Source organism: Pseudofrankia coriaricola (assembly GCF_001854805.1).
GTDB lineage: Bacteria > Actinomycetota > Actinomycetes > Frankiales > Frankiaceae > Pseudofrankia.
This window is the reverse complement of sequence record NZ_MBLO01000272.1, coordinates 66,478-91,254: the sequence shown is the minus strand read 5'-3', so window position 1 is coordinate 91,254 and position 24,777 is coordinate 66,478. Positions and strand designations below refer to the sequence as shown.

Annotated in this window: 23 protein-coding genes and 1 riboswitch; of the genes, 9 read left to right on the top strand and 14 right to left on the bottom strand. The window is 72.7% G+C overall.

Going from position 1 to position 24,777, the window contains the following annotated elements:
• Positions 1–13: 13 nt before the first annotated feature.
• Together sigJ and BCD48_RS43175 are read right to left on the bottom strand one after the other, a co-directional pair.
• Positions 14–964 carry an RNA polymerase sigma factor SigJ gene (gene sigJ, locus BCD48_RS43180; protein ID WP_083420092.1) on the bottom strand — a complete coding sequence of 317 codons (951 nt, stop codon included), beginning with the start codon at positions 962–964 and terminating at the stop codon, positions 14–16.
• An 83-nt stretch (positions 965–1,047) separates the two neighbouring features.
• Entirely contained in the window at positions 1,048–2,067 is a 1,020-nt protein-coding gene (locus BCD48_RS43175; RefSeq protein ID WP_071054354.1) for an alcohol dehydrogenase catalytic domain-containing protein, read from the bottom strand.
• A 116-nt stretch (positions 2,068–2,183) separates the two neighbouring features.
• Here BCD48_RS43175 and BCD48_RS43170 point away from each other — a divergent pair, with 116 nt between their 5' ends.
• Positions 2,184–3,134: a TIGR03557 family F420-dependent LLM class oxidoreductase gene (locus BCD48_RS43170; RefSeq protein ID WP_071054352.1), complete on the top strand. Its 951-nt coding sequence runs from the start codon at positions 2,184–2,186 to the stop codon at positions 3,132–3,134.
• A gap of 13 nt (positions 3,135–3,147) precedes the next feature.
• On the opposite strand, the gene BCD48_RS43165 is transcribed toward BCD48_RS43170, so the two are convergent.
• The gene (locus tag BCD48_RS43165; protein WP_241842432.1) at positions 3,148–3,783 is read right to left on the bottom strand and encodes a TetR/AcrR family transcriptional regulator; all 636 of its coding nucleotides are present in this window, start codon (positions 3,781–3,783) and stop codon (positions 3,148–3,150) included.
• 102 nt (positions 3,784–3,885) lie between these two features.
• Between BCD48_RS43165 and BCD48_RS43160 the strand changes: the two genes are divergently transcribed.
• Together BCD48_RS43160 and BCD48_RS48215 are read left to right on the top strand one after the other, a co-directional pair.
• Positions 3,886–4,587: an SDR family oxidoreductase gene (locus BCD48_RS43160; RefSeq protein WP_071054348.1), complete on the top strand. Its 702-nt coding sequence runs from the start codon at positions 3,886–3,888 to the stop codon at positions 4,585–4,587.
• Between the two features lie 483 nt (positions 4,588–5,070).
• Positions 5,071–5,871: a serine/threonine protein kinase gene (locus BCD48_RS48215; protein ID WP_241842431.1), complete on the top strand. Its 801-nt coding sequence runs from the start codon at positions 5,071–5,073 to the stop codon at positions 5,869–5,871.
• Positions 5,872–5,985: 114 nt separating this feature from the next.
• Here BCD48_RS48215 and BCD48_RS43150 read toward each other — a convergent pair whose 3' ends face one another.
• The 4 genes from BCD48_RS43150 to BCD48_RS43135 all read right to left on the bottom strand — a co-directional run bounded on the left by BCD48_RS43150 (position 5,986) and on the right by BCD48_RS43135 (position 10,873).
• Positions 5,986–7,101, bottom strand: coding sequence for a phosphotransferase (locus BCD48_RS43150; protein ID WP_071054346.1), 1,116 nt, complete (start codon positions 7,099–7,101; stop codon positions 5,986–5,988).
• A gap of 40 nt (positions 7,102–7,141) precedes the next feature.
• A complete protein-coding gene (locus BCD48_RS43145; protein ID WP_241842430.1) occupies positions 7,142–8,518 on the bottom strand; it encodes a nucleotide disphospho-sugar-binding domain-containing protein in 1,377 nt (458 codons plus the stop codon).
• Between the two features lie 490 nt (positions 8,519–9,008).
• Positions 9,009–9,851 (bottom strand): Fpg/Nei family DNA glycosylase, encoded by an 843-nt coding sequence (locus BCD48_RS43140; protein ID WP_071054344.1) that lies wholly within the window; start codon positions 9,849–9,851, stop codon positions 9,009–9,011.
• A gap of 56 nt (positions 9,852–9,907) precedes the next feature.
• On the bottom strand, positions 9,908–10,873 hold the full coding sequence (locus BCD48_RS43135; protein WP_083420090.1) for a phosphatase PAP2 family protein: 966 nt from the start codon (positions 10,871–10,873) through the stop codon (positions 9,908–9,910).
• 59 nt (positions 10,874–10,932) lie between these two features.
• On the opposite strand from BCD48_RS43135, the gene BCD48_RS56240 reads away from it, so the two are divergent.
• Complete coding sequence (locus BCD48_RS56240) at positions 10,933–11,289, top strand: MFS transporter (RefSeq protein ID WP_349308095.1); 357 nt, start codon at positions 10,933–10,935, stop codon at positions 11,287–11,289.
• Positions 11,290–11,340: 51 nt separating this feature from the next.
• Here BCD48_RS56240 and BCD48_RS43125 read toward each other — a convergent pair whose 3' ends face one another.
• Together BCD48_RS43125 and BCD48_RS43120 are read right to left on the bottom strand one after the other, a co-directional pair.
• Positions 11,341–12,039 carry a dienelactone hydrolase family protein gene (locus BCD48_RS43125; RefSeq protein WP_116271852.1) on the bottom strand — a complete coding sequence of 233 codons (699 nt, stop codon included), beginning with the start codon at positions 12,037–12,039 and terminating at the stop codon, positions 11,341–11,343.
• A 134-nt stretch (positions 12,040–12,173) separates the two neighbouring features.
• A complete protein-coding gene (locus BCD48_RS43120) occupies positions 12,174–13,286 on the bottom strand; it encodes a baeRF2 domain-containing protein (protein WP_241842429.1) in 1,113 nt (370 codons plus the stop codon).
• A 157-nt stretch (positions 13,287–13,443) separates the two neighbouring features.
• Here BCD48_RS43120 and BCD48_RS43115 point away from each other — a divergent pair, with 157 nt between their 5' ends.
• Positions 13,444–14,142, top strand: a complete 699-nt coding sequence (locus BCD48_RS43115) for an HAD family hydrolase (protein ID WP_071054338.1) — start codon at positions 13,444–13,446, stop codon at positions 14,140–14,142.
• A 119-nt stretch (positions 14,143–14,261) separates the two neighbouring features.
• Here the strand turns inward: BCD48_RS43115 and BCD48_RS43110 are convergent, their stop codons facing one another.
• Entirely contained in the window at positions 14,262–14,627 is a 366-nt protein-coding gene (locus tag BCD48_RS43110) for a roadblock/LC7 domain-containing protein (protein WP_071054334.1), read from the bottom strand.
• A 242-nt stretch (positions 14,628–14,869) separates the two neighbouring features.
• On the bottom strand, positions 14,870–15,235 hold the full coding sequence (locus tag BCD48_RS43105) for a hypothetical protein (RefSeq protein ID WP_071054332.1): 366 nt from the start codon (positions 15,233–15,235) through the stop codon (positions 14,870–14,872).
• Between the two features lie 190 nt (positions 15,236–15,425).
• Between BCD48_RS43105 and BCD48_RS43100 the strand changes: the two genes are divergently transcribed.
• The 3 genes from BCD48_RS43100 (at position 15,426) to BCD48_RS43090 (ending at position 17,776) form a co-directional block, all read left to right on the top strand.
• The gene (locus tag BCD48_RS43100; protein ID WP_083420089.1) at positions 15,426–16,289 is read left to right on the top strand and encodes a DUF4388 domain-containing protein; all 864 of its coding nucleotides are present in this window, start codon (positions 15,426–15,428) and stop codon (positions 16,287–16,289) included.
• A gap of 237 nt (positions 16,290–16,526) precedes the next feature.
• On the top strand, positions 16,527–17,192 hold the full coding sequence (locus BCD48_RS43095; protein WP_071054330.1) for a hemerythrin domain-containing protein: 666 nt from the start codon (positions 16,527–16,529) through the stop codon (positions 17,190–17,192).
• Between the two features lie 161 nt (positions 17,193–17,353).
• On the top strand, positions 17,354–17,776 hold the full coding sequence (locus BCD48_RS43090; protein ID WP_071054328.1) for a helix-turn-helix domain-containing protein: 423 nt from the start codon (positions 17,354–17,356) through the stop codon (positions 17,774–17,776).
• 21 nt (positions 17,777–17,797) lie between these two features.
• On the opposite strand, the gene BCD48_RS43085 is transcribed toward BCD48_RS43090, so the two are convergent.
• Positions 17,798–18,154: a Zn-ribbon domain-containing OB-fold protein gene (locus BCD48_RS43085; RefSeq protein WP_071054326.1), complete on the bottom strand. Its 357-nt coding sequence runs from the start codon at positions 18,152–18,154 to the stop codon at positions 17,798–17,800.
• Positions 18,155–18,313: 159 nt separating this feature from the next.
• Here BCD48_RS43085 and BCD48_RS43080 point away from each other — a divergent pair, with 159 nt between their 5' ends.
• Positions 18,314–19,570 carry a thiolase family protein gene (locus BCD48_RS43080; RefSeq protein ID WP_071054324.1) on the top strand — a complete coding sequence of 419 codons (1,257 nt, stop codon included), beginning with the start codon at positions 18,314–18,316 and terminating at the stop codon, positions 19,568–19,570.
• 95 nt (positions 19,571–19,665) lie between these two features.
• On the opposite strand, the gene BCD48_RS43075 is transcribed toward BCD48_RS43080, so the two are convergent.
• Positions 19,666–23,553, bottom strand: coding sequence for a hypothetical protein (locus BCD48_RS43075; RefSeq protein ID WP_071054322.1), 3,888 nt, complete (start codon positions 23,551–23,553; stop codon positions 19,666–19,668).
• Positions 23,546–24,562, bottom strand: a complete 1,017-nt coding sequence (locus tag BCD48_RS43070) for a DUF3293 domain-containing protein (protein ID WP_071054320.1) — start codon at positions 24,560–24,562, stop codon at positions 23,546–23,548. Before BCD48_RS43070 ends, BCD48_RS43075 begins: the two co-directional genes overlap by 8 nt.
• Positions 24,563–24,618: 56 nt before the next feature.
• A riboswitch (SAM riboswitch) is annotated at positions 24,619–24,730 on the bottom strand.
• Positions 24,731–24,777: the final 47 nt, after the last annotated feature.

The window sequence follows — 24,777 nt, the reverse complement described above, 5'->3', positions numbered from 1 at the left end:
CCGGTGGCGGTCGTCATCCCTGCCGTAGCCCGGTCAGCTTCTCCGGGTTGCTGACCAGGTGGATGGTTTTCACCAGGCCATCCACGAGATGCAGGGTGATGGCCACCACCGGCTCCCTCCCGGACCGGATCACGATGCCGGGGCCGCCGTTGAGCGCCACGAGCTCGACGCTCGGTTCAGGCGGCATCCGGCCGGCGAAGGTGGCCAGCGCCCGGGCCACCAGCTCCAGGCCGTGGATCGCCTTGCGGGGCGCCGGCGCGAGCCCGCCGCCGTCGCTGACCAGCTCGACGTCCGGCGCCAGCACGGACATGAGCGCCTGTAGATCACCGCCGGCGGCCGCGTCCAGGAACCGTTCGGTCACGACCGTTCGGGTGGCTCGGTCGGTGTTGTAGCGGGTGTGCCGAGCCTCGACGTGTTCGCGGGCGTGCCGCGCGGTCTGCCGGGCGGTCGCCTCGGTGTGACCGACGATCTCCGCGATCTCGCCGTACGGGTAGCCGAACGCCTCCCGCAGCACGAAGACCGCCCGCTCGATCGGTGACAGCGCCTCCAGGACCAACAGCAGCGCGGTCGACACCGAGTCGGCCAGCGCGACGTCCTCGGCCACGTCCGGGCTGGTGAGCATTGGTTCAGGCAGCCACGGACCGACATATGACTCGCGGCGTGCCTGGGCGCTGCGCAGCCGGTCGATCGCCAGCCGGGTCGCGATCCGCACCAGGTATGCCTCGGGGTCCGCGACCCGCGCCACGTCGGTCGTGCTCCACCGCAACCAGGCGTCCTGCACCACGTCCTCGGCGTCGCCGGCCCGGCCGAGCACCCGGTAGGCGACGGCCAGCAGGCGGGCCCGGTGCCGCTCGAACAACCGGACCGGGTCCGGCCCCTCCGGCCCCTCCGGCCCCTCCGGCCCCTCCGGCGACTCGGGCCCGGAGGCCTCGGCGGAGTCCGCGACGCCGGCGCTGTCGGCCATCCCGCCTCCTCGCCCGCTTGTCCTCCGGCTGGCCTCTCGAGTCTGCTTGAGCCGGTCTCGACAGACCAGGGCCCGTGCCCGCGCTAGCGCCCGGGGGCGGGGTTCTCGAGGACCGCGCGGGAGCGGAGCTTGCCCTCGGCCAGGAGGTTGAGTACGTCGGTCGCGGACCGCATGGGGAAACGGTCCACGACGGTGCGGACCTGGCCCTCGGCCGCCAGTCGCAGGACAGCACGCATCTGGGCACGGCTGCCGAGCAGCGAGGCCCTGATCGTCTGTTCCTTGTTGAACGGGAAGCCGGCGAGGCTGAGCGGCACACCGCTGACCAGCGTGCCGCCCCATCTCAGGACGCGCAGGGCCTGCTCGCTCACCGCGTCCGCGGGGGCGAAGGTGACGACCGCGTCGACGGCGTCCTCGAACTGCGCGAGCGCCGCGGAGTCGGCGGCGTGGATGGTGTGCGCGCCCAGCTCTCGCGCGACCTGGAGATGGTCCTCGCCGCGGCCGACGGCCACGACCCGCGCCCCGGTGAGCGCGGCGAACTGGATGGCCATGTGGCCGACGCCGCCGAGCCCGAAGACGGCGACGGTGTCGCTGGGGCCGACCGTGAGCTTGTCCACCGCGCCGTAGGCCGTGATACCCGGGCAGAAGAGGGGCGCGGCCTCGACGAGGTCGAGGTTGTCCGGGACGCGGTAGGTGTGCGCGGCGTGGGAGAGCAGGAACTCGGCATAGCCGCCGTTGACGTGCTCGCCGGTGATCCTGCGCTGGTGGCAGAGCTGTTCGCGTCCGCCGCGGCAGAACTCGCATTCCTCGCACGTCCACCACAGTGGCTGCACGCCGACCGGGTCGCCGACCGCGAACTCGGTGACACCTGCGCCGAGCTCGGCGACGCGCCCGGTGACCTCGTGCCCGGGAATGATCGGACTGGTAGCCGGAATGCCCCCGTCGACCCAGTCACCCTCGATCATGTGCAGGTTCGACCGGCACACGCCGCAGCCGGCGACCTCGATGAGCAGCTGGCCCGCGGCCGGCTCGGGCCGCGCGGTCCGCCGCCAGGTCAGCGGCCGCGTGACCAACGGCGCGGGCGCATCAAGCTCGTTCGCATACATCACGGGCACGGCTCGACATTAGGCCAGCGTGCGCCACGGGCCACGGCGGCGAGCGCAACGCCACAGCCGGGCCGCCTGGCGGGTGTTGCGCCCTCGGCGGCGGGTACGCGGCGCCCATGAGTGAGTTTGGCTACCTCCTGTCGAGCGAGGAGCTGAGCGCGCCCCGGACCGTCCAGGTGGGGCAGGCCGCCGAGCGGGCCGGCTTCGACCGGGTGTGGGTCTCGGACCACTACCACCCGTGGCAGTCGAGCCAGGGGGAGAGCCCGTTCGTCTGGACGGTGCTCGGCGCGCTCGCCGCCACGACGAACCTGCGCCTGACGACCGCCGTGACCTGCCCGACGTTCCGGATCCACCCGGCGATCCTGGCCCAGGCGGCGGCCACCGTCGCCTCGCTCGCCCCGGGTCGGTTCACCTTCGGCGTCGGGTCGGGCGAGGCGCTCAACGAGCACATCCTGGGCGACGCCTGGCCGCCGGTCAGCGTCCGCCACGAGCGTCTCCAGGAGGCGCTGGTGCTCATCCGCCAGCTGTGGACCGGGGAGACCGTGACCCATGAGGGCCGGCACTTCACGGCGCACAACGCGAAGATCTGGAGCCGGCCGGAGGAGTCGCCGCCGATCTACATCAGCGGGTTCGGCCCGAAGGCCACCCGGTTGGCCGCCCAGGTGGGTGACGGCTGGATCACCACCCGGCCGGACACCGAAGGGCTGAAGACCTACCGTCGCGACGGCGGGATGGGCGGTACTCAGGCCGGCCTGAAGATCTGCTGGGCCCCGACGGAGAAGGAGGCCGCCGGCACCGCCCATCGGCTGTGGGGTCATGAGGGCAGCGACGGCCAGCTCTCGCAGGATGTGCCGACGTGGAAGGGATACGAGGCACTCGGCTCGCGGACGAGCCCCGAGGAGACCGCGCGGGCGGTCGCCTGCGGGCCGGACCCCAAGCGCGCGGCGGAGACGATCGCCCCGTACATCGAGGCCGGATTCGACGAGGTCTACATCTCGCAGATCGGGCCCGACCAGGAGGGCGGGATCCACTTCCTGGCCGAGGAGGTCCTGCCGCTGTTGCGGTGAGGCGGGAAACGATCTAGTCGCGAACGCCGGCGGTCTCGAGCAGGAGCGTCGCGGTGGTGACCGCGATACCGGCAAGGGGCTGCGCCCTGACTACGGCGCGGGCGCTGGCGCCGTCGTAGATCATGGTGAGCTGCTCGGCGAGGAACACCGGGTCCGGAGCACCCGCCCGGCGCGCCTCGACCGCGAAGAAGTCCGTGAGCGCCTGCTTGTGCTGGCGGGCGACAACGGCGGCGGGGTGCGCGGGGTCCTTGACCTCGACCGCCGTGCCGACGAACGGGCAGCCGCGGAAGTCGGGATCGGCGCTGGCGGCCTCTAGCCACTCGAAGACCTCAAGGATCCGTTCCCGCGGTGGCCGGGCGTCATCGGCGGCCGGGAACATCTGCGCTCGCAGCGTCCGTGCCCACCGGTCCAGGCTCGCGGCGATCACCGCGTCCTTGCTGTCGAAGAGCTGGTACATGGACCGCTTGGACACGCCGGCCGCCTGGCACAGCGCCTCGACGCCGATCCCCACGCCCTCTCGGTAGAACAGCTCCGCCGCCGCGTCCAGCAGCCGCTCCCGGGTGGCTGGCGCCGGCCGCGCCGGAGGTGCCGAGGGCGCCGCGGCCACCGCGGCGGGCGGATGAGTCCCAGGGGACGTGGTGCTGCTCACCACCCAAGGGTAGAACGTCAGGCTTGCCTGGGGAAACCGATCGGTTTACGTTGTTCGATGAATCGGAAACCGATCGGTTTCCATCTAGGTGAGGAGTGGGTCATGACCGCGATCAAGGGTGCCGTCGTGCTGGTCACCGGAGGCAGCCGCGGGCTCGGGCGGGCGTTCGTCGACGCCGCGTATGCCCGCGGCGCGAAGAAGATCTACGCCACCGCGCGCAACCCCCGCGATGTCACCCACCCCGGTGCCATCCCGTTGGCACTCGAGGTCACCGACCCGGCCGCGGTGGCGTCCGCCGCCGCGCTGGCGGACGACGTGACCATCCTGATCAACAATGCCGGCGGATACATCGCCGCTCCCTTTCTCGACGGCGACGTAGACGCCGTCCGACGGGAGTTCGAGACCAACTTCTACGGGCCGCTGCGGATGACCCAGGCGTTCGCGCCCGTCATCGAGGCAAACGGCGGCGGACACATCCTCAACGTCGCCTCGGTCCTGTCCTGGTTCGCGCTCGGCGGCTCGTACGCGGCGTCCAAAGCGGCGCTGTGGTCGCTGACCAACTCGCTGCGCCTCGAACTGCGGCCGCGCGGCGTCGGCGTGACCAGCCTGCACGTCGGATACATCGACACTGATATGGCGGCCGCCGTCACCGCTCCGAAGGCAGACCCGCGCGAGGTCGCCGACCTGGCCCTCGACGGCGTCGAGGCCGGCAGGTTCGAGGTTCTCGCGGACGACACCACCCGCCAGGTCAAGGCCGCCCTCGCGGGCGACCTCGCCGCCCTCTACCCACAGCTGGCCGCCTAGACATCCCCACCCGGAGTCCATGACTTTCGGTAGTAGGCCGATCCCCAAGGGTGAGAGCGCCAGCTCCGGGCGGTCGCATGTCGACTGTTACTGGAAGATAAGGTGAGAAAAGTGGTGGTCGACTGGCTGCGCGCTGAGCCCTGGCGCGGGTAGCCCGCACCTCCACCCCACTCGCGGAGCGGAGGCGATGAGACGGACACCCCAGGTGGCGCCGCGCCAGCCCCAGCAGATCCGGGTGTGACGGAACCAGCCGCTTCTGTGGCAATGGCGGTGACGGATCCGGGCACTGGGGCGGCCGGCGTTCTGGACCCGATTCACGACGCGCCAACCGGGCCGCTGCCGGCGTCGATGGTCCTGCCCGAACCCGTCGGACAGCCAGAACCGGTGAGGCCACCCGAACCGATACGGTCGACGGAGGCGGCAGGGCCGACGGGGCCCGCGAGGTCGAGGCGCCGCGCGCCTAGCCGGAACCGGCGCCGCAACGTGCTCGCCGGCGCCGCCTGCGTGGTGGTGCTGATCGTTGGGATCTCGGTGCTGGCGTGGGCGCCCTGGGGCTCGGGCCGCGAGGCACAAGCCGGCCCGGCCGGAGGCGGCCCGCACGGCCGTGGCAAGGACGGGGCGGCAACCGGCCCCGACGGGTCCTCGGTACCGAAATCCGGGAAGTCGGACGACCGCGCGCGCTCGGCCGCCGGCGGGGCCGCCCAGGGGGCGGGCGAACCGGGGCCCGCCGGGCAGGGCATCGGGGCGGCGGACCCCGTCGCCGGTGGTACGAGCGCGGATGTCGGCACGGAACCCGGGTCGGGTTCAGGGTCGGGCTCGGGTGCTGGCTCGTCCGGCGCCACGTCGGGCACGGGCACCGGATCCGGTTCCGGCTCGACCGGCTCCAGTCCCGGCACCACCGCGGCCCGCACCACCGCGCCGGCTCCCTCCGGATCCAGCACCGCGACGAAGAACCCTTACACCGCCGCCCAGGTGTGCGGTTCCGGCTACTCCGAGATCGACAGCCACACCCTGACCAGCGGCTCCACGACGGCGAAGATCGTGTTGATGTACAACGGCAGCAACAACTGTGTGGTGACGCTAAAGGCCGGCGCCGGCGTGGGCACGGCCCAGTCGATGTCGGCATGGGTACAGGCGCAGAACGGCTCGTCGAAGGTGACCGACTCGGGCTCCTACCAGTACTACGCCGGTCCGACCAAGGTGTCCGCGAAGGCGATCTGCGTGAAGTGGGGCGGCAGCCTCGGCAGCGTCTCCTGGGGCAGCGACTGGTCCCACTGCGGCTGACCTGAGTGCTCAACCGGCACCGAGCGACGAGGCCCAGACGGCGCCCCCGCGTGCGCCACTAGTCCAAAGAGTCGCACGACGGAAACTCGCGTTGGCGCGGAACAAGCTCGGTGTTCACGCCGCCTGGCCCGGCCCGAAACGGCGCCGCAGCGCGCCCTCCGGCACGTACCGCCAGTGGGGCAGGTGGGACTCGGCGTACGCGAGCTCGCGGCACAGCTGCTGGGCGCCGTAGGCCGTCAGCAGCGACTCGTCGAGCAGCTCGCCGCGGCCGGCGGCGGCGAGCCCGGCGCGGTACGCGTCGAGGAACTCGCCCTGGACGGTGGCGGTCCAGGCCGCCGCGGCGTCGTCACGCACGTCGGGAGCGTAGCGGCGGACCACATGCCCGACGTTCTCCAGCGACATCAGCATGCCCGCGACATCGAGCGCGGCCGGGTGCCGGGCGGCCCGTTGCCGTGGGCCCAGAGTGGGGTTGCCGTCGAAGTCGATGACGAACAGCGGTCCGCCCTCCGGCGCGCGCAGCAGCTGGCCGACGTGGAAGTCGCCGTGGACGGCGACGAGCGGCGTCCCGGCCGCGTCGCCGAGCGGGTCCAGTGCCTCGGCCATCGCCGCGCGGTGGGCGTCCAGCGACGGTGAGCTCACCCGGGCCAGCAGCCGCCGGGCGTCGGCGAGGGCGTCGGCGGCATACGTCGCCGACGCGCGCTGCGCGGGGGAGCCGGCCAGCGCCAGATGCATCGCCGCCGTCAGGCCGCCGAGCTCAGCCGCGAACGGGCGTGTCGGGTGCTCGGCGACGCCGAGCGCGGCACGGGCCTCCTCGACGCACCAGGTCCAGCCGTCCTCCGCGCCGCGCACGACGTCGACGGCGGTCGCGACCGGCACCCAGTGGCCGTCTGGCGTGCGCCACTCGACGAGGCCCCACAACGCCGGCATCCGGTCGAAGCGGGCGGCGGCGAGCCGGCGCAGCCGGTCGGGGTGCGGGCCGACCAGCGGCTCGGTCGTCCACTTGACCACCGCGGCCTCGCCGACCACCCAGGACTCGTTCGTCTGGTCGGCCGCGATCCGCCGCTCGCTCGGCCCGACAGGCCGGCGAACGCCCCGGGTCAGCCGGAACCCGTCCGGCGGGTCGTCGGGCCCGGCCAGCAGCTCCAGCAGCGCGACTCCCGCGCCGGGGCCGGTCGGCCTCGACCGCCAGACACCGTCCACTTCCTCGACGACGACCGGGAAGCCGTCCACGGGCTACCCCGCCGCCACGGGTCTCGGGCCGCGCGGGGCGTCAGGCATCGTCGCCGCGGGGGTCCCCGGGAGTCGACGTCAACCGGTCCCCGAGGGAGGCGGTTCCGCCCGAGACATGGGCCAGTCCGACCCGCTCGATGACGTCGGCACCCTTGCGCAGGCCGTCCCGGCCCCGGATCGCCTTGCCGGCCGCGGCCGCCCGCGCGCGCAGGTCGCCGTCGGCGAACAGCTGCTCGACCGCGGCCAGCAGCTCGCCGTCGGCGAACCCGTAGGTCGGCAGGCGGATGCCGTAGCCCCGCTCGTGGACGCGCTGGGCGTTGTCGTACTGGTCCCAGAACAGCGGCAGCAGGATCATCGGCTTGCCGAAGTGCATGCACTCGGTCGTCGTGTTGTTGCCGCCATGCGTGATCACCAGGTCGACCTGGGGGATGACCTTTGTCTGGGGCAGCATCGACGCGCCCACCATGTTCGGCGCGAGCGCCAGCTCCTCGGCGCGTGGCCCCAGGCTGACGATCACCTTGTGCTGGGTCGTGCCCAGCACGTCGATGAGCCGCCGCATCAGCCCGATGTCGGCGCTGCCCAGCGAGCCCAGCGAGAGGTAGATGAGCGCCGCGTCGGCGTCGCGGGAGGCGAACTCCGCCGGCAGGTCGTACTGGTCGTCGGTCTCCCGGACGCTGGAGTCCAGTCGGTGCCAGGTCGCGTCGAGTGGCCGGGCATCCGTGTAATCGAGCTCCTCCGGGTACACGTAGAGATTCGCGTGCGCCGAGGTGTGGATGAAGTCGCCGGGCGGCAGCGGGGCGGCACCCTGGGCCCGCACCCACGCGTCGAAGTCCGCTCGCGTCTCCCGGTGTGTCCGGTCGAGCTCGACGAGGTACTCCGCCCACCCCAACCGGTCGCTCTCGGGATATCCGGAGAAGAGCGGCGCGACGTCGGGGCCGCGGACCTCGAGCGGGTTGCAGGAGACGATGCGGACGAAGGCGCCGGCCGCGGTGGTCAGCGCCGGGAAGGCGACGACGTTGTCCTCGACCAGCACGTCCGGTCGGTGCTCGGCGATGATCGCCGCCAGCTGTGCCTCGCAGTACTTCGCCCCGTCGATGAGCGCCTGGTAGGTGGGCTGGATGAAGGTCGCGAGCTGCTCGATCGTCGGCTTGCGGAACTCCGGCGCGGTCTCGTTGATGAAGTCGATCCAGAACTGACCGGCGGCGGCATCCGCCGCGTCCGGGTCCGGCGGCGCGAGGTCGACGAGTGCCTCGACGAACCCGAACGGCGCGAGCTTGCCCTCCCAGGACCGCTCCGCGGCGAACACGACCGTGTGCCCGCGGTCCAGGAGCACCTTCCCCAGCCCGACGCACTGGTTGGTCGGACCGTAGGCCGACTCGGGCATGAACAACACCGTGAGCGTCACCGTGGCTCCCACCGCGATATCCGAGGCCGGGGCGGGGCGGCGCCCGCCAACCGGAGGCGACGACGCTGTCGCGAGGTATCCGGACAACCCAACCATGACATCCTGGTCATCCCGCGCAGAGGCCGCCCGCGAGGTGTGATCACGCCGGCCTGGCGATCAACGACCTGGCGACCAACACGCGCAAACCAGCCACAGAAAGCGACGGCGCCTCTAGCGCGGTGCCAACTCAGCCACGTCCTTGGCCCAGCACCACACCCGCCACGGCCGGTGGCCTGGAGCGCCATCAGCCCCAGGTGATACGCAACCACACGGACCTACCAGATCACGACCTCCCAGATCGGCTTCGCCGATCCGGCAGGGACCCCGTCCGCAAGCTCCGCCAATCCGGCAGGAACCCCGGGTGACGGCGCCATAAGCGCAGCGCCAACCCAGCCACATCCCGACCCAGCACCACACCCGCCACGGCCATACACCTGTATCGGGCACCACGCGGGGAGGACGCCTAGCGTCCGACGGCAAGCGGCGCGTCCAGCGCCCGCGGCCCTTGGCAGGTGGGGCACCAGAAGAGGTTGCGGGCGGCCAGCTGCCTGGTCATGACCTCGGTCGAGCAGACGAGGCAGGGCTGGCCGGCGCGGCGGTAGACGTAGACCTCGCCGCCGTGGTCGTCGACGCGGGGCGGGCGGCCCATCGCCTCCGGGGTGTGCTCGGGCCGGACCGTGTCGATCCGGCCGGTCCGGACGCCGTCGGCCATGAGTGCGACCAGGTCGGCCCAGACGGCGTCCCACTGGCCGCGGGCCGTTTCCCTGCCCGGCAGCGACGGGTCGATGCCGGCACGGAAGAGCACCTCGGCCCGGTAGATGTTGCCCGGCCCCGCGACCACGGTCTGGTCCATGAGGAGAACGGCCATCGACGTGCGGCTGCGACTGATCTTGCGCCAGGCGGCCTCCGGGTCGGCGTCGGCGCGCAGCGGGTCGGGCCCGAGCCGGTCGCGCAGAGCCTTCACCTCGCCCGGCCCCAGCAGCTCGCACGCGTTCGGGCCGCGCAGGTCGGCGTAGCCGGCGCTGCTGGCGAGCCGCAGCCGGACGGCTCCCGTCGGCGCCGGAGCCGGCGGTGGGCCGAGGGCGTACTTGCCGTAGATGCCGAGGTGCACGTGCAGGACCTGGTCGTCGTCGAACCGCAGCAGCAGGTGCTTCCCGTGTGCCTCGGCCTCGTCGAGGACCCGCCCGTCTACCCGGCGCGCTCCGTCGGCGAACCGTCCCTGCGGGCTCGTCGCCGCGACCGGCCGGCCACGGAACATGTCCCGGTGGACCGCGGCGAGCCTGTGGGTGGTGTGACCTTCCGGCATGGCCGGCCGAGCATATCGACCCACCGGCGAACCGCGCCGCGCGCCGGTGGTCGACGTCACTCGGTCTGCGCTGTCGTGCTGGGCGGACCAGGGTCGGCCGGTGCCGGTGCCGGTGCCGGTGGCGCTGCGGGTGCGGGTGCAGGTGGGGGCGGTGGTTTGGTGGGTCGTCGCCGATAGAGGCACACGATGCTCGCGGCCAGCGCCAGCCAGGCGACGCCGAGGGACCAGCCGCCGGCGACGTCGCTGGGCCAGTGGACGCCCAGGTAGACACGGGACAGCCCGACCGCGACGGCGAGGACCGCCGCCCCGGCGCTGACGACCGCGACGGCGATCCGGCCGCCGGACAGCAGTCGCAGCAGGAGGACGGCCGCCAGGCCATAGCCGATCGTCGCCATCGTGGTGTGGCCGGACGGGAAGGCGTAACCACCAGGGTGGACGAGCCACAGCGCCTGTGGTGGCCGTGGGCGGGCGATCACCTGGTTGATCGCCACCCGCACCGTCTGGCCCGCCCAGAGCAGCGCGATCGCGCCGACGGGCAGCACCCACTGCCGGGTCCGCCACCACAGCGCCGCGCCGAGGGCGGCCACCACCCCGTAGACGACCGGCGCGGCGCCCAGGTTGGTGACGGTGCGGGCGAGCGGCGTGAGCCAGCCGGCGCGCTGGCCGATGACGTCCCGCTGCAGGCGGGCATCGGCACTGATCACGCCGCGGCCCTCCTCCACGTCCTCGACGAGACCGCCGAAGATCCATCCGCTGGCGGCGAGAACCAGCAGGGAGACGACCAGCGCGCGACCGGGCCGGAGCACCCAGCTCAGGTGGCGGGCCGCCCAGCCACGCAGCCGCTCCGACCGGCGGGCGGCCCGGTAGACGAGGGCGAGGAGGATCACGGCGAGCAGCCCGCCGGAGACCAGGCTGAGCGGCTCACTCGCTGACCACTCCTCCCGCGTCGGCTCGGGCATCATCTGGCCCCCGGATGCGGCGCCCGAGGGGACATGCGGCCACGCGCACCGCCAGCTCCCCATGCCTACTACCTTGTTCCTGACTTTTTCCTTGCCTCCGGCTTGTTCGTTCCCTCCGTCGAATCGACGCGACGTCGCATCTTCGTGTCGCTCTGGACCATAACCGGAGGTGGATCTTCCGCCTGCTGCTGGTCGCGCTGGGCACGCTGGTCGTCGGCGCACTGATCGACGCCGTCACGGACAACATCCCGCTGGGGATCAGCCTGCTGGCCGTGCTGCTGCCGTGGGAGCGGGTGGGAGCGGGGATCGCCACGATCAGCGCGATGATGGGCGTCGGCGCCGCGGTCGGCCTGCCGCTCGCCGGCCTGATCGCCCAGCATCTCGGCTATCACCCGCTGTTCGGCATCTGCGCCGCCGCCGGCGTCCTGGCCGCGATCGCCGCGCTCGCGGTCCCGAACCGCCGCGTCGAGGCCTACTGAGGTCGCGGCTCTGCGCGGTGGCGCGCGAGGCGCGAGGCGCGCTCGCGCCGCTCAGTGGCGGCGGGCGCCGACCGGGGTGAGGTGGCGGGTGAACCAGTCGCGCGCGAGCGCGGCGACGGACTCCAGGGCACCCGGCTCCTCGAACAGATGGGTCGCTCCCGGGACGACCACGACCTCTGCCTCGTGCCGCAGCAGCTGCGCCGCGCGGTTGTTGAGCTCGAGGACCGCCTCGTCGTCGCCCCCGACGATGAGCAGGGCAGGGGCAGCCACCCTGGGTAGCCGCGACGCGGCGAGATCGGGCCGCCCACCCCGGGAGACGACGGCACCGATGACGGAACCAAGCTCGGCCGCCGCCCACAGCGCGGCGGCGGCGCCGGTGCTCGCCCCGAAGTAGCCGACGGCGGGGCAGAAGGTGCCCAGCTCGCCCCGAAGCCAGCCGGTCACCTCGACGAGCCGGCGGCCGAGCAGGTCGATGTCGAACACGTTCGCTCGTTCGTCCTCCTCGGCGGAGGTGAGCAGGTCGAACAGCAGCGTGGCGAGCCCCGCGTCGGTGAGCATGTCGGAGACGTACCGGTTGCGCGGGCTGTGCCGGCTGCTGCCGCTGCCGTGCGCGAACACGACCACGGCTTCGGCTCCTTCGGGAACAGTGAGCTGGCCGCCCAGACGCGCCGTGCCGGCGGGAATCTCGACCTCCACCCCCGGCTGGCGCGCCAGCCGCTGGCCGGCCTTCGCTCGGTCGGAAAAGGTCATTGCGGGCCACCTCCTCGGTGTCGAGGGATGTGTGTCGTCGGGTGGGCCGAGCTGCCGCCTCGGGCCTCGGCCAGCCCGAAGGCGCCAGCCCGAAGGCGTCGATCGCCCGCCCGGAGGCCAGCCCGGGCGGGGCGCTATCCGTCTACCCGCGGGTAGCGGAGCAGGCCGGCGAGCCCGTCGGTGGGCCCGTCCGAGAGGTCCGGCGACAGGACGTGCACGGTGGCGCCCGTACCGAGCGCGGCGCGCACGGCCACGTCGGCGAGCCGGCCGCGCGACGGCGAGCCGACCAGGCTCGCGAGCGTCGCGGGCTCGGCGGCGACGTCGGTCGGGTCCGGGCCGAACCAGGCCACCCGGTCGTCGCCCGGGTCGTCGACGACGAGGAGGGTGCCCACCTGGGATCTGGAGAGGGCGGCGAGGGTCGCCGGAGTGCCCTCGACGGCGCGGCCATGCGCGCGGTCCTCGGCGAGGCGCCCCAGCAGTTCGACGGTCCGCGACTGGGCCAACGCGCCGACCAGGTCACGGACCTCCTGCTCGTGCTTCCGGCCGCCGCGGCTGGGATGGCGGCTGCCGTGCTCCAGCTGGTGGACGAGCGGGCTGACCCGGGGCGGGAGGTGCTCCCGAACCAGCTGGACGGCCCGCGAGTCGCCTCCCAGCGCGACCGCCGCGGCGTTGACCTGCTCGGTCAGCCGCGTCACCGCCTCCGCCACCTGGGCCGCGTTGTGCGCCCACGAGTCCTCCGCGCGGTCCTGGTAGCGGCGCTGTGACCAGCCGCCGGGCGCGTTGCGCTCGATCTCATCGTCGGTGCCCTCGACCTCGGCGAAGATGCGCGACCCGTCCATCTCCACTCGTAGGTCGGCTCCGGTCCGGTCCGCGAGCGCGACCACGCATGGCACTGTCCGCTGCTCGTAGGCGAGCAGTGGCAGAGCGCAGGGCAGCTGCGCCCACATCCCCCGGTCCCCGAGCTGTTCGGACACCTGCTGTCGCGACACGACCCGGCCATCGGCCGCGAACGCCGCGAGAGCGACATCCGTGGGTCCGACCGAGTGCACGGTCTCGTCCAGCGCGGCGAGTGTCGCGTCGTCGGTGCCCTCCGCGGCCAGCCGGTCGCGCAGGCCACGCCACCGCAGCGCCCGCTCATGCTCGATGTCGTCGAGGTTGTCCGCCATGCCCAGGTAAAGAGTCGCGATCGGGCCGGTCGTGGCGATAAGCCGTCCGATGTTCATGTCCGCGGTCACGAGGGCAGTCACTACGGCCTCCTCACTTCGTCCAGACTTCGAGCCCTTACCCGGCTTGGCCGGCGATAGTGCGCTCGTGCCGGAGTGGGGCCGCGCGAGCGGAGTGGGTGAAATCCGGTCGACGCGGGCGCTCCGGATCTGTTCAGATCGGGACGTGGAATCAGGGAAGATGGCGCCCGGCACGCGGTTCACACTGGTGTTCGACGCGGACGACACGCTGTGGGAGAACAACATCCGCTTCGAGCGGGTGATCGCCGACTACCTGGACTGGCTGGCCCATCCAACGCTGGAGCGGACCGCGCTGCGCACGATGCTCAACGACGTCGAGGCGGCGAACGCGGCGGCTCACGGCTACGGGACCAAGGTGTTCCTGCGCAGCCTGCACGACCTGTTCGAGCGCCTCTGGGAACGTCCCGCGGACGCCGGGGAACGACGCGAGATCGACGAGCTCGCGGCCGCCCTCCTGGACCACCGCGTCGAGCTGATGCCCGGGGTCGCGGAGACGCTACGTGAGCTTGGTGGTCGACACGAGCTCGCGCTGCTCACCAAGGGAGTTCCGGAGGAGCAGCAGGCCAAGATCGACGCCTCGGGCCTCGCGCCGTGTTTCGGGGTGGGCACCTACATCGTGGCCGAGAAGAACAACGAGGCCTACGAGCTGCTGGCGCGCGAGCTGGCCCTGGACCCCGCGGCGACGTGGATGATCGGGAACTCGCCGAAGTCCGACATCCTGCCCGCCCGCGCCGCCGGGTGGGGGGCTGTCTTCATCCCGAACACGAACACGTGGGCGCTGGAACACGCGGAGCTCGACGCCGCCGACCCGGGCGTGCTCCAGCTCCGGACGTTCGGCGAGCTGTTGCGCCACTTCTGACGGCCGCCCGCCGCGGGCTGTGAGCCGCGGGCTGTGAGCGGCACTGGAAACAGGCTGTCGGGCCGGCCGCGGCTGTCGGCGGCGACCAGCCGCGGTCCGCGGCGCGAGGAGGTGATGGCTCACGCGGCCAGTAGTTCGCCAATCCGGGTGACGGCGGGCCGGGAGTGCAGGTGCAGCCGGTTCATGTCCAGTCCCTCGTCGCCCAGGACCACGAGCAGGCTCGTCTCGCGGACGGCGTAGACCACGATGTGGCCACCCTCGCAGCGGGTGATCACCTCTCGCAGCTCGCCCATGCCCACCTCCGCCCCGGTGCTCTTTCCCAGGCCGAGGGCGACGGCGGCCATGGCGGCCAGCACCTCCGGCCGGACGTCGCTCGCGTCGTGGGCGATCAGCAGACCGTCCACCGACGCGACCGCGCTGTTCGTCACCCCGGTAACGTGCTCACGCAGCGCCGTGAGCTCCGCCAGAATGGTCTCGGTATTCATTCGACGTACTCATCGCATTCTTGGTAGGGCCGCCCGGTGGAGCACCAGATAATTGCTCGCCAAGAGCCGTGCCGACGCCGCGGGCGCTTCGGCGCGGCTCGCCGTGCCTTCCCGTGGCGCGGTGGCCACCACATTCGGGCAGACGTGTGAGCCGAAGCGCCGACGGCAGGTCGAAACCTCCCGTCAAGCGACGGGAGGTAGTACCGCGGCCTCTCCGGCCGGCGGGCCCTGCCTATCGGCCGTCAGACGCTCAGCTCACGTTCGATCGACCGGAGGCCATGACGGGCGAGCGCGAGGTTGGAGCGGGAGCGGTCCAGCGCGAGGTAGAGGAACAACCGGTTCTCCCCGCGGCTGAGGAGCCGGATGAGATGGTACTGCCGTTCCAGGGTGATCAGGATGTCCTCGATGACGTCGCGCACACCCAGGGCCTCCAGGGTCCTGGCCTTGGCACGGACCACGTCGGTGTTGCCCGCCGCGGCGATCTCGAGGTTCAGCGTGCGCCCGCCGCCCGCCGCGCCCAGCATCATCCCGCTCTCGTAGTCGACCAGTGCCGCCCCGAGTGCCCCGTCGATCGCCATCGCTTCCTTGAGGGCGGTCTCGATGTCCATTTCGCCACTTTCCGTCCCGGAGCAAACCCGCGGTTGTGATTAGAGAGGGTTTGCTCTGGGGCAATTTTCCGGCGCTTGTGTGCTCGTTGGGTCAGTCGATAGCACTTGGATACTCGTGACCATATCCTTTGCTTCGTCGACCTTGTTGTCGACCGACACGTTTGGGTAGGTAGCATGACGGGACTAATTTGTGACGGATAGTCTGCTGTTCCTCACCACTTTGTCCCGCCTCGGTGACGAACAGTTCACGGGAACGCTTCGGGTCGAGGGCGCCCGGGTCGGCGGCATGATCGTGTTCCATTCGGGTCTGGTCATCGCGGCCGAGACCGCCGCCGCGCCCGGGCTGGAGCCGCTGCTGCTCCGGTCGGGCCGGATCTCCGGTGAGGACTGGACGGAAACCTTCGCGCAGGCCGCGCCGGAGGGACGCCTGCGCGCCGCGCTGGTGGAACGCGGGCTGCTGGGGAGCGCCTCCGTACAGGTGCTGACACAGACCGCCGCCATGGACGCCGTGTTCGCCCTCGCGGTCGCGGAGGTCCACACCTGCTCGCCGGATCCGGCCGGGCCCGGCCTGCCACCCCTCGTGCCCCTCGTGCCCGGGATGGACGTCGGTCGAGTGGTGCGTGAGACGCGCCGCCGGGTGGACATCGCGGCCGAATGGCGGGAGCGCGGTCTGGACCCGTGGGTACGGCCGCATCCCACGGCCTCGGCCCCGCCGATCAATGAGGACCGGGCGGAGGTCCTCACCCGCGTCAACGGCCGGCGGACGTGCCGGGACATCGCGTTCCTGCTCGGCCGTGGCCTGTTCGCCGTCATGTCGGATCTCAGGCTCCTGCTCGAGGACGGCCAGATCGCCCTGCAACCGCTCATGCCCGCCGCCACCGGCACGCCGCCTCAGCAGCCTCGGCCGGCCGGCCCGATCAGCGCCTCGTCCCCGATCGCGGTGGGTCGCCCCGGCGCCGATGAAGGCCTGGAGCTGGTCGTCGAATCCACGGACGGAGAGGCCGCTCCCCGGCGCCGTCTCCTCCACCGGAGGAACACGGGCGGCCCCTCGTGACGGAGGGTGTCGCCCGCGGTCGTCGCCGCGTGGTACCTGCTGGCCACGCGTTCGGCGAGCCAGCCACCGGGGCCGGTGGTGCTGGCAGGCCAATGGGCATCCGGGGGCCGTCCGGCGAGCGACAGGCCGGCCACGGCGGTGCTCCGCCCGGGTGATGCTCCGTCCGCCCCGAACCGGCCCGCACCCCGCGGGCCCTCACCTCGGGTGACGGGCGCGAATCACGGGAGGAACGCCGCCATGTCCACGTCCGACCACCTGCAGACCATCCGCCTCCTGCACAACGCGATGCGGGTCGAGTACGGCAGGCTCGCCGCCGTGGCCCGCGCGCCGCGTGACGCCGCGCACGCCGCGCTCATCGAGGACCAGATCGCCCTGACGCTGCGGACGCTGCACCACCACCACACCGCCGAGGACAAGCGCTTCTGGCCGGTGCTGCGTGCCCGGGTGCCGTACGCCGTCGCCGGGCTCGACCGGCTGGAGGCCCAGCACGCCGAGATCGACCCGCTGGTCACCATCGCGGGCGACACCACCATCCCGCTCTCGCAGCGCGCGGGGGTGCTCGCCGAGCTCCAGAAGTTGATCAACGTGCACCTCCACGAGGAGGAGGCGGTGGCGTTCCCGCTCATCCTGGAGCAGATCACGCCGGCCGAGTTCGAGGAGATCGACAAGGACGTGCGGCAGGGCTTCAACCGCCGCGACATCCCGGTCCTCTACGGCTGGCTCGCGAGTGTGGCCGACGCCCCGATGCGCGCCGCCGTGCTGGCGACGGTCCCCTTCGTTCCGCGCCTGTTGTTCAAGCTCATCTGGGCGCCTTCCTACCAGCGCCGCGCAGGCCGCCTCTACGCCGGCACCGCGGCTTCCGGCGCGGTTCCCGAGCGGGTGGCCCCCAGCCAGGTGGCGTGAGCTGGCCGGCGCGTCCTCCTTTCCCGATCCGCTTCCCCCGCGGTCACCGCCGGGCCGGCGGCCGTAGTGAAGTCGTCTGGCCGGGAGGTTTCGGCGGGAACGCCATGGTCCCGCGTGTTCCCGGTGATCGTCCGGGTGGTTTGGGCGGTATCGTTTGCTGCATGACAAACAACGGGGAACGTCACCTTCGAGCGGTCCATGAGGACTGGCGCTCCGTCGCCACCGCGCTGGGCGCGCGGATGTCGACCCAGCGGGTCAGCCAGCAGGAACTGGCGCTCGCGGCCGGAGTCTCGGTCGCGACGCTGCGGGTACTCCAGCGCGGCAATGGCGACCGGCGCGTGCAGAACTCGACGTTGTCCGCGGTCTCGCGGGCGCTCGACTGGCCCGACGATCACCTCGTTCGTGTGCTGCTCGGTGATCAGTATCCGGAACTGGCCACCGGCGAGGGACCGGCCCCCGGGGCCCGGGTGACGCGACAGGCGGCTGTCACCGCCCGGCCCGACCTGCCCGAGCAGATCCTGCATGCCCTGCGCCGCATCGAACGGCGGGTCGACGACATCGCCCGCCACCTCGTGAAGGCCTGAGGCGGCGGCCAGGCCGAGGTCTCAGGCCGTTTCGAACACGGGGACCAGCGTGCCGCCACGCTGCTCCATGAGGACACGCACCGGCATGCCGATGGTGACCTCCTCCGGCGCGCAGCCGACGATGTTGCTGACGAGGCGGAGGCCGGGCTGCTCGGCGAGCTCGACGATGGCGATCACGTAGGGCACCGGCACGGCCGGGTGGAACGCGTGATGGTTGACGGTGAAGGTGAAGACCGTGGCGTCGCCGCTCACCGGCTCGGCTACCAGCTCTCCAGCGCACTCCGGGCAGCGTTTGGTCTCGGGATGGATCCAGCGCCGGCAGTCCACACACCGATAGATCAGAAGCTGGCTGTCCGCGTCGACTGCCGGCGTCGTCATGAGGCCTCCGGATTCGGGATCAGCGCCGATCGGTCGTGGGCAACGCCCTTGTTCTTCAGACCGTAGGACACCGGTCGGATTCGTGCCTGTTTCGCACGTCGCACGTCGCACGTCGCACATCGGGTGACTGCGTCGTGGCGGCGGGCATAGCGTCACGCCATGACCGGACTGCCGGAGCGGCGCGCCATCATCTCGGGAGTCGGGATCTCGCGGATCGGCCGACGTACCGGAATCCCGGGGACGGACCTCACGGCGGAGGCGTCCCGACAGGCGATCGCCGACGCCGGGCTACTGCCCACCGACATCGACGGCGTCGCCACCCTGGGCGACACTCCGCTGGAGGAGGCGTGCGCGGCCCTGGGGCTGGCGCCGACCTACCTCGGGGGCGACGTCGACACCGGTGGGCTGCTCTCGCCAGTGATGTCGGCCGTGATCGCGGTCGCCGCCGGACGCGCTCGTCATGTGCTGGTCTACCGCACCGTCCAGATGATGGGCGGTGCCGTGCTCCCCGGCGGCGAGGCGCCCCACCTCGACGGCGCCGGTGGGACCGGCGACGCGGGCAGACCGGACGCGGGCAGACCGGAAGCGGACAGATTCGAGGTCGTGGAATCCGCGGCGTCCGCACCCGCCCGGGCTTACCCGCCGCGGAATGGGCTGGCAGCCGGGCTGGACGAGCTGATGACATACCACGCCTACTCGGCGGCGAACTGGTTGGCAATGCACTGCCGCCGGCATATGCATCTATACGGCACGACCAAGGAACAGCTCGGCATTTTGGCCATTAACAGCCGGCGCAACGCCGGGCTGAACCCGTTGGCCGTTTACCGAGACCCGATCACGCTTCACGACTATGTCTCCGCGCGGAAGGTGTCCGAACCGTTCGGGCTGCTGGACTGTGACGTGCCGATCGACGGGTCGGTCGCGGTCGTTGTGTCCGTGGCCGACCACGCCTCGGCGTGCGAGCACCCGGTCCGGATCGAGGCGATGGGTGGGTCCACAGGCCCCGGTGGCTGGTACATGCGGCCTGACTACCCGAACATGGCGTCGGTCGACGCGGCGGCCCAGATGTGGTCGCATACCGATCTCCGGCCGGTCGACGTCGACTTCGCCGAGCTGTACGACGGGTTCACATTCCTGACCCTCGCCTGGCTCGAGGCCTTCGGATTCTGCGGCGAGGGCGAATCCGGGCCATTCGTCGGGGACCCCGAAAAGATCGCCCTGGAGGGGAGCCTTCCGCTCAACACCTACGGCGGGCAGCTCTCGGCCGGCCGGATGCACGGCTACTGGCTTCTCCACGAGGCCTGCGTGCAGCTTCGCGGCCAGGCCGGCGACCGCCAGGTCGCCCGCCATCGGGTCGCCGCTGTCGGCGCCGGCGGCGGCCCCATAGCCGGAGCCCTCCTCCTCACCGCCGGGTAGGCACCTGGCCAGGAATCCGGGATCCGGGCCTAGACGGCCGCGTGATCCCGCGGCACCCGGGTCGCTCGGCGCGGGCCCAGGCCACCGAGCCGGAACTACGGGGCCGGCTGGGCCAGCGGGGCGGTGAAGAGGCGGGCGGCGGCGTGGGCCTGGTCGATGGCGATACGCCAGGCCGTGCCGACAACGGAACCGACCGATTCCGGCGAGGGCCACAGGAGGCACGCGGGCGGGACGCAGATCCGGTAGGTGAGCGTCCCCGTCTTGTCATGCGCGATCCACGCACCGCAGGTCGCCATCGGAGGGAGGCCGCCGACGGCGGTGAGCGCCGCGGCAAGCTCGGCGTCGCCCGCCTGCCGGTCGGTGAGATCCGAGTCCCCGAGCCCACCGGGACGGCCCGCCTGCGCCAGCCGGGTGAGTCCGGCGGCCGACGTGACGCCGGGGTCGAGGTGGACGTCGAGAACCATCACGCCGGAGCCGTAGAACGGATGGTCGATGGGATAAGGCGGGGCGAGGATGGCGACGGCGCCGCGTGCTCGCCGTCCAAGCCCCAGCTCCCCCGCGAGTGCCAGCCCGATGTCGGTCTCGGCCTCGGAGCCGAACCCGAGACCCGCGTCCGGGCCCGTACCCGACCCGTCTTCCTGGGCCGACCAGCCCGAAGGGCTGGCATCGTCCCCCGGTCCGGGAAGCTGGCGCGCCGCGGGGCCGCCGGGCTCGGTGGACACGCTCGGTTCGGCGAGCACGAGAAAACCCGCGCCGTCGCCGTCGTCGGCGATCAGGCCGTCGAACAGCAGCCGGTCGAGGGCGTCGCGGACGTGACTGTCCCGGAACGCGTTCCCCAGGTGGCCAGGCACAGTGAGAGGCGGGGGCCCCGGCTGGCCCTGCTCGACGACGACGCTCAGGTCGGGCAGCCAGGTGCGGCTGCCGGACGTCAGCGCGGTGAGCAGCAGCGACAGCGGCCCGCGCAGGCCGTCGAGCCGGGCGTCGATCCGGGTGAGCATGTGAGGACGGCCCGGGTCGCTGGTCGGTTGCGCGAGCCGCGGCGAGCTCATCAGCTCCTCGTGCGCCGGCGGCGTGTAGGGGCGTACCAGCTCGATGACGACCACCTCCCCCGTGTCGTCAGCGGGGGTGGGAAAGCCGATCGACGTGGCCAGGCCCTCGGATGCCGAAGTGCCGTTGGACGCCGAAGTGCCGTTGGACGCCGAAGTGCCGTTGGACGGGGAAGTGCCGTTGGACGGGGAAGTGCCGTTGGACGGGGGGGTGCCGTTGGACGGGGAAATGCCGTTGGACGCGGGAGCGTCGGGGAAGGCCGGAGTGCTGGTACGGCCGGCGGCGCGGGCCGTGAGCGTCAGCCCCGACGGGTAGTCGAGCACGGCGCGGAACGTGCCGAACAACGACGGCAGCCCGGCGGCCAGCTCCTGCGCGCCGCGGGTGTCGGTGAGCGGCGCCACGGGTGAGTCGGCGAGGCTGACGAAGACGATCCACTGCTGGAGACGCAGCAGCTTCCCGAGCGCCGCGGACAGCTCGTCGGGATGCTCGCCGAGCAGCGTCTCCGGGAAGAACCAGGTGGTCAGGCACGGGGTGTCGGTCGCGTCCAGGCCCCAGCCGCCGACCACGGTGAGATCGTCGACCGTCGCCTCGGCGAGCAGCGCCCGGTTGCGGTCGTTGCACCAGGCGGCCCGGTCGTCGACATCGCCGGGCAGGTAGTCCAGGTAGGTACGTGCTCGTATCCCCGGCCCGAGCTCCGGGTGCTCGGTCACGATCAGCTCGCCGCGGCCGCGCGCGGCCGGGCCCGACGGGTCGAAGGTGCGGGTCCACCACTCGGCGGTGAGCGCGCGGCCGGGCTGGTGGCTGGTGACGCGGTGTGGGGGTGCCATCAGCGCCGTCAGCGCGACCGGAAGCACGAGGGGGCGTACCTGAGCGTCCGGCATGGTTTCGCGCGCCCGCTCACGGATGTCGGGCAGCACGTCGAACAGCACGTCGCGGCTGGGGCGGGGACCGCTGGTCGGGTGCGCCGACGCGGCCGCGACGGCGCCCTGCCCGGGGCCGCCGAGCCGGGTGAGCTCGACGGCCGCCTCCGCGGCGCGTACCAGCTGGTCGATCGCGATCAGCCGTGCCCAGATCCGGTCAGGCGTCCAGGCCATCGGTCCGACATGAATCCTGGCGACGGCCTCGACGGTGCCGGCCGCCGGGTCGAGGACCAGGGCCGAGCGGCCGTCCTCGGCGTTGCGGCGGGCGAGCAGCCGCAACAGGTCGGGGGTCGCCCGCGCGCCGGTCGCCACCTCGGTCGCGATGCGCAGCGAGCCGGCGCGCCGGCCGTCGGGCACGGGCCGCGGCGTCATCCGGACACGCTGCCGCCCGCGATGCGGCCACCAGTCGAAACCGGCGCCGTCCATCACGGACCATTCGACGTCCGGGCCGACCAGTCCGGAGTAGAGCGTGTCCAGCACCAGCGCCGGCTCGTCGCCGCCGGCGATGCTCGCCGCGAAGGCGAGTCCCGCTGGTTGCCGGGAGGCCGGGCCGACCGGGCGACGGTCGAACCGGGTGAGATCCTCGTCCGTGAGCAGCAGCCGGCGGGCGAGCAGCGACGCGCCGGCGGTGGCCAGCAGAATCTCGCGCAGCAGCCCCTGAGCCCTCAGCTGGCTGGTGGAGGCGAGCGCGTTCGGCAGGAAGAGCTGCCAGGTCGGTTGGTCGCCGTGCATGACCCAGGCCCCGATGCCGTGCGCGCCGCCCGGGTCGGCCACGTCCTGGCGGTTGAGCGCGGCCAGCAGCCCCGCGACGTCGTCGCCTGGCCGCAGGTGAACCGGTGTCCGCATACTGATGACCAGGCCCTCGCCGGCCAGCGGATGCGGGTCCTGCCGACTGGCACGTACGACGCTCGTCAGCGAGCCCGCCGTCTCCCGCGCCGCCACGACCTCCACGGGACGGTCGTCCGGGACCTGGAACGGCCCCCAGCCGAACGGCACCTCGCACCGGAAGCCGCGCCCGTCGCCCGAGCCCCAGACCGGGCCGCCGTCGATCTCCTGGTCGTAGCGCAGCTCGTCGAACGCGGTCAGCAGCCCCCGCCACAGCAAGGTGTTGTCGGTCTCGGCGTCGGCATGCAGCGTGTCGTGATACTGCGTGACCCGGTGCCGGCCCGGACGGGAGTGCCCCTCCTCGTCGCGGTACACGAACGGGACCCCGGCGACCTCGTCGTGGAGCCCGGCGTCCAGCGCGCCGACCGCCACCGCGATCTGGTCGCCGACCGTGGCGACGGCGAGCTCGGCCAGCACGGCCCCGCCCTCCTCGCCGAGGATCTCGTCGACGTCGGTGTCCTCGTCCTCCTCCTCGTCCTCCTCGTCGCGGGGCTGCTCGCGCCGCCCGACGACGAACGAGCAGGACAGGTAGAGCACGTTGCTCTGGTCGTCTTCACCGCCGGGCTCGGGCTCGTCGCCCTCGTCCGCCGGCGGCCCGCCACTGGGCGCTTCGGGCTCTCCCGGAACGGAGGCCTGATCGACTTCGTCCTGGCCCGGGAGGGCCACCAGGTACGCCGGGCTCGCGTCGAGCGGCGGCGCCTGCCCGGTCGGTTCGTCGCCGTGGAACACGGCCCGGAGCGAGATGCCGCCGCCCGGGCCGTCGTCCTCGTTTTCGTCCTCGTCCTCGTCGTCGTCCGTTTCGTCCCGGTAGGGAATGGCGGGCCAGGGGCCGGCCAGCCAGCGGTTGAGGGTGCTCTCGCCGTTGCGCCGCCGGCACAGCGCGGCCGCCCGCGCGAGGTCGTCGACGGTCGCGACCGGCGTCGTGACCCGCAGCACCGCGACCGACGACGCGCCGCCGGGCACCGGGAGAAGCTCGAGCAGGGTGCCGAGCTCGCTGTGTCGCCAGACCAGCCCGGTTCCGCCCGGGCCCTGGCCGATCCACTCGTCCTCGGCGCCCAGCTGGCGCAGGACGTGCTCGCGCAGCCGCGCGGCGAGCGGGAGCCCGGTGTTGAACCCCACCGCGTCACTCATTGCCGCCCCCGTGGTCCCGCGGGGTGGTCGAGGCGTCCCCCTTGGCCGCGCTCGCGGGCCGGGGGGACGCGGGCTCGTCCGCTGGAGAGACGGGCGCGGCGTCCGAGGTGGGCGTGGCGCCCGACGGCGTCGTCGGGCCAGTGGGGGACGCCCCGCCCGACGGCGTCGCAGGACCGGCGGGGGAGACGGCCGGCTGGCCGGGTTCCGCCGGGTCGGTCCCCGCCGACGGCGCGTCGCCCGCCTGGTCCCTGGCCCTGGCGATCGCCGCGGCCTCCGCGGCTTCGGCCTCGGCGGCGAGGGCAGTCTCCAGCGCCGCGCCCGCCTCGGTCGTCGACGCGTCGGCCCGCGGCCGGGCCGCCAGCGGGTCGGGCAGCGGCGCCGCGGTGCGGGAGACACGCCAGCCGAGCTCCCGCGGCGTGACCAGCTCGTCGCAGGGTACGAGCGACCACGCCGCCGGTGTCCACTCGAAGATCGCGTCCTGTTCGAACTCGGCGCCCAGCGCCCGCGCCCGTGCCCTGGTCAGGCCGGCGACGGCGATGCTGAGCTCGGTGTTCTTCTCGTCGCCGCCGACGGCCGGCCAGGAGGGCAGGCCGGTCGCGGCGACCCTGCCAGCCAGCGCCCGCTGCCGGCTGGCGTTCTCATGCGGGCGCAGCGGCCGGGAACGCGGGTTGAACGCCGTGAGGACGTGGACACGCTCGACGTCGGAGAACGGGAAGTCACCCTCGGTGGTGCCGCGGGCCGCGGGGGCGACCACCACAGTCGCGGCGCCGACGCCGACGCGGACCCGGGTCGGCCGGTAGCCGGCGAGCCGCCTCTCCACGTCCGTCGCGGCGCGCAGCCGGCCGAAGGCATCGTCCAGTCGCGCGACCTCCGGTCGGCGCCAGTCCGGGTCGTGGGACAGCAGGTCCCGCCGACGGTCGAGGTACGAACGGGAGGCGGCCGCGGCTGTGGCCCCGGGCTGGGCGCCCAGGAGCGCCAACAACTCGGCACGGCCAGGATTCGGACGCATCGACACGTATACCTCCGGGGGCCTCGGTGGACCCCCGTGCCCATGTCGGCTCGGGAGATCCGCGTTATCGCCGCCAGCCGTCGCCGACGACGATCAGGTCGTTCCCTGGGGCACCTTGCGCGAAGGTTGCCGGACGACGAGCCAGGTCTTGACGCCATCCTCTTGACCGCGCCCTAGATTAGGACCTCCGTATACGTATCGCAAGGTTTGTGCTG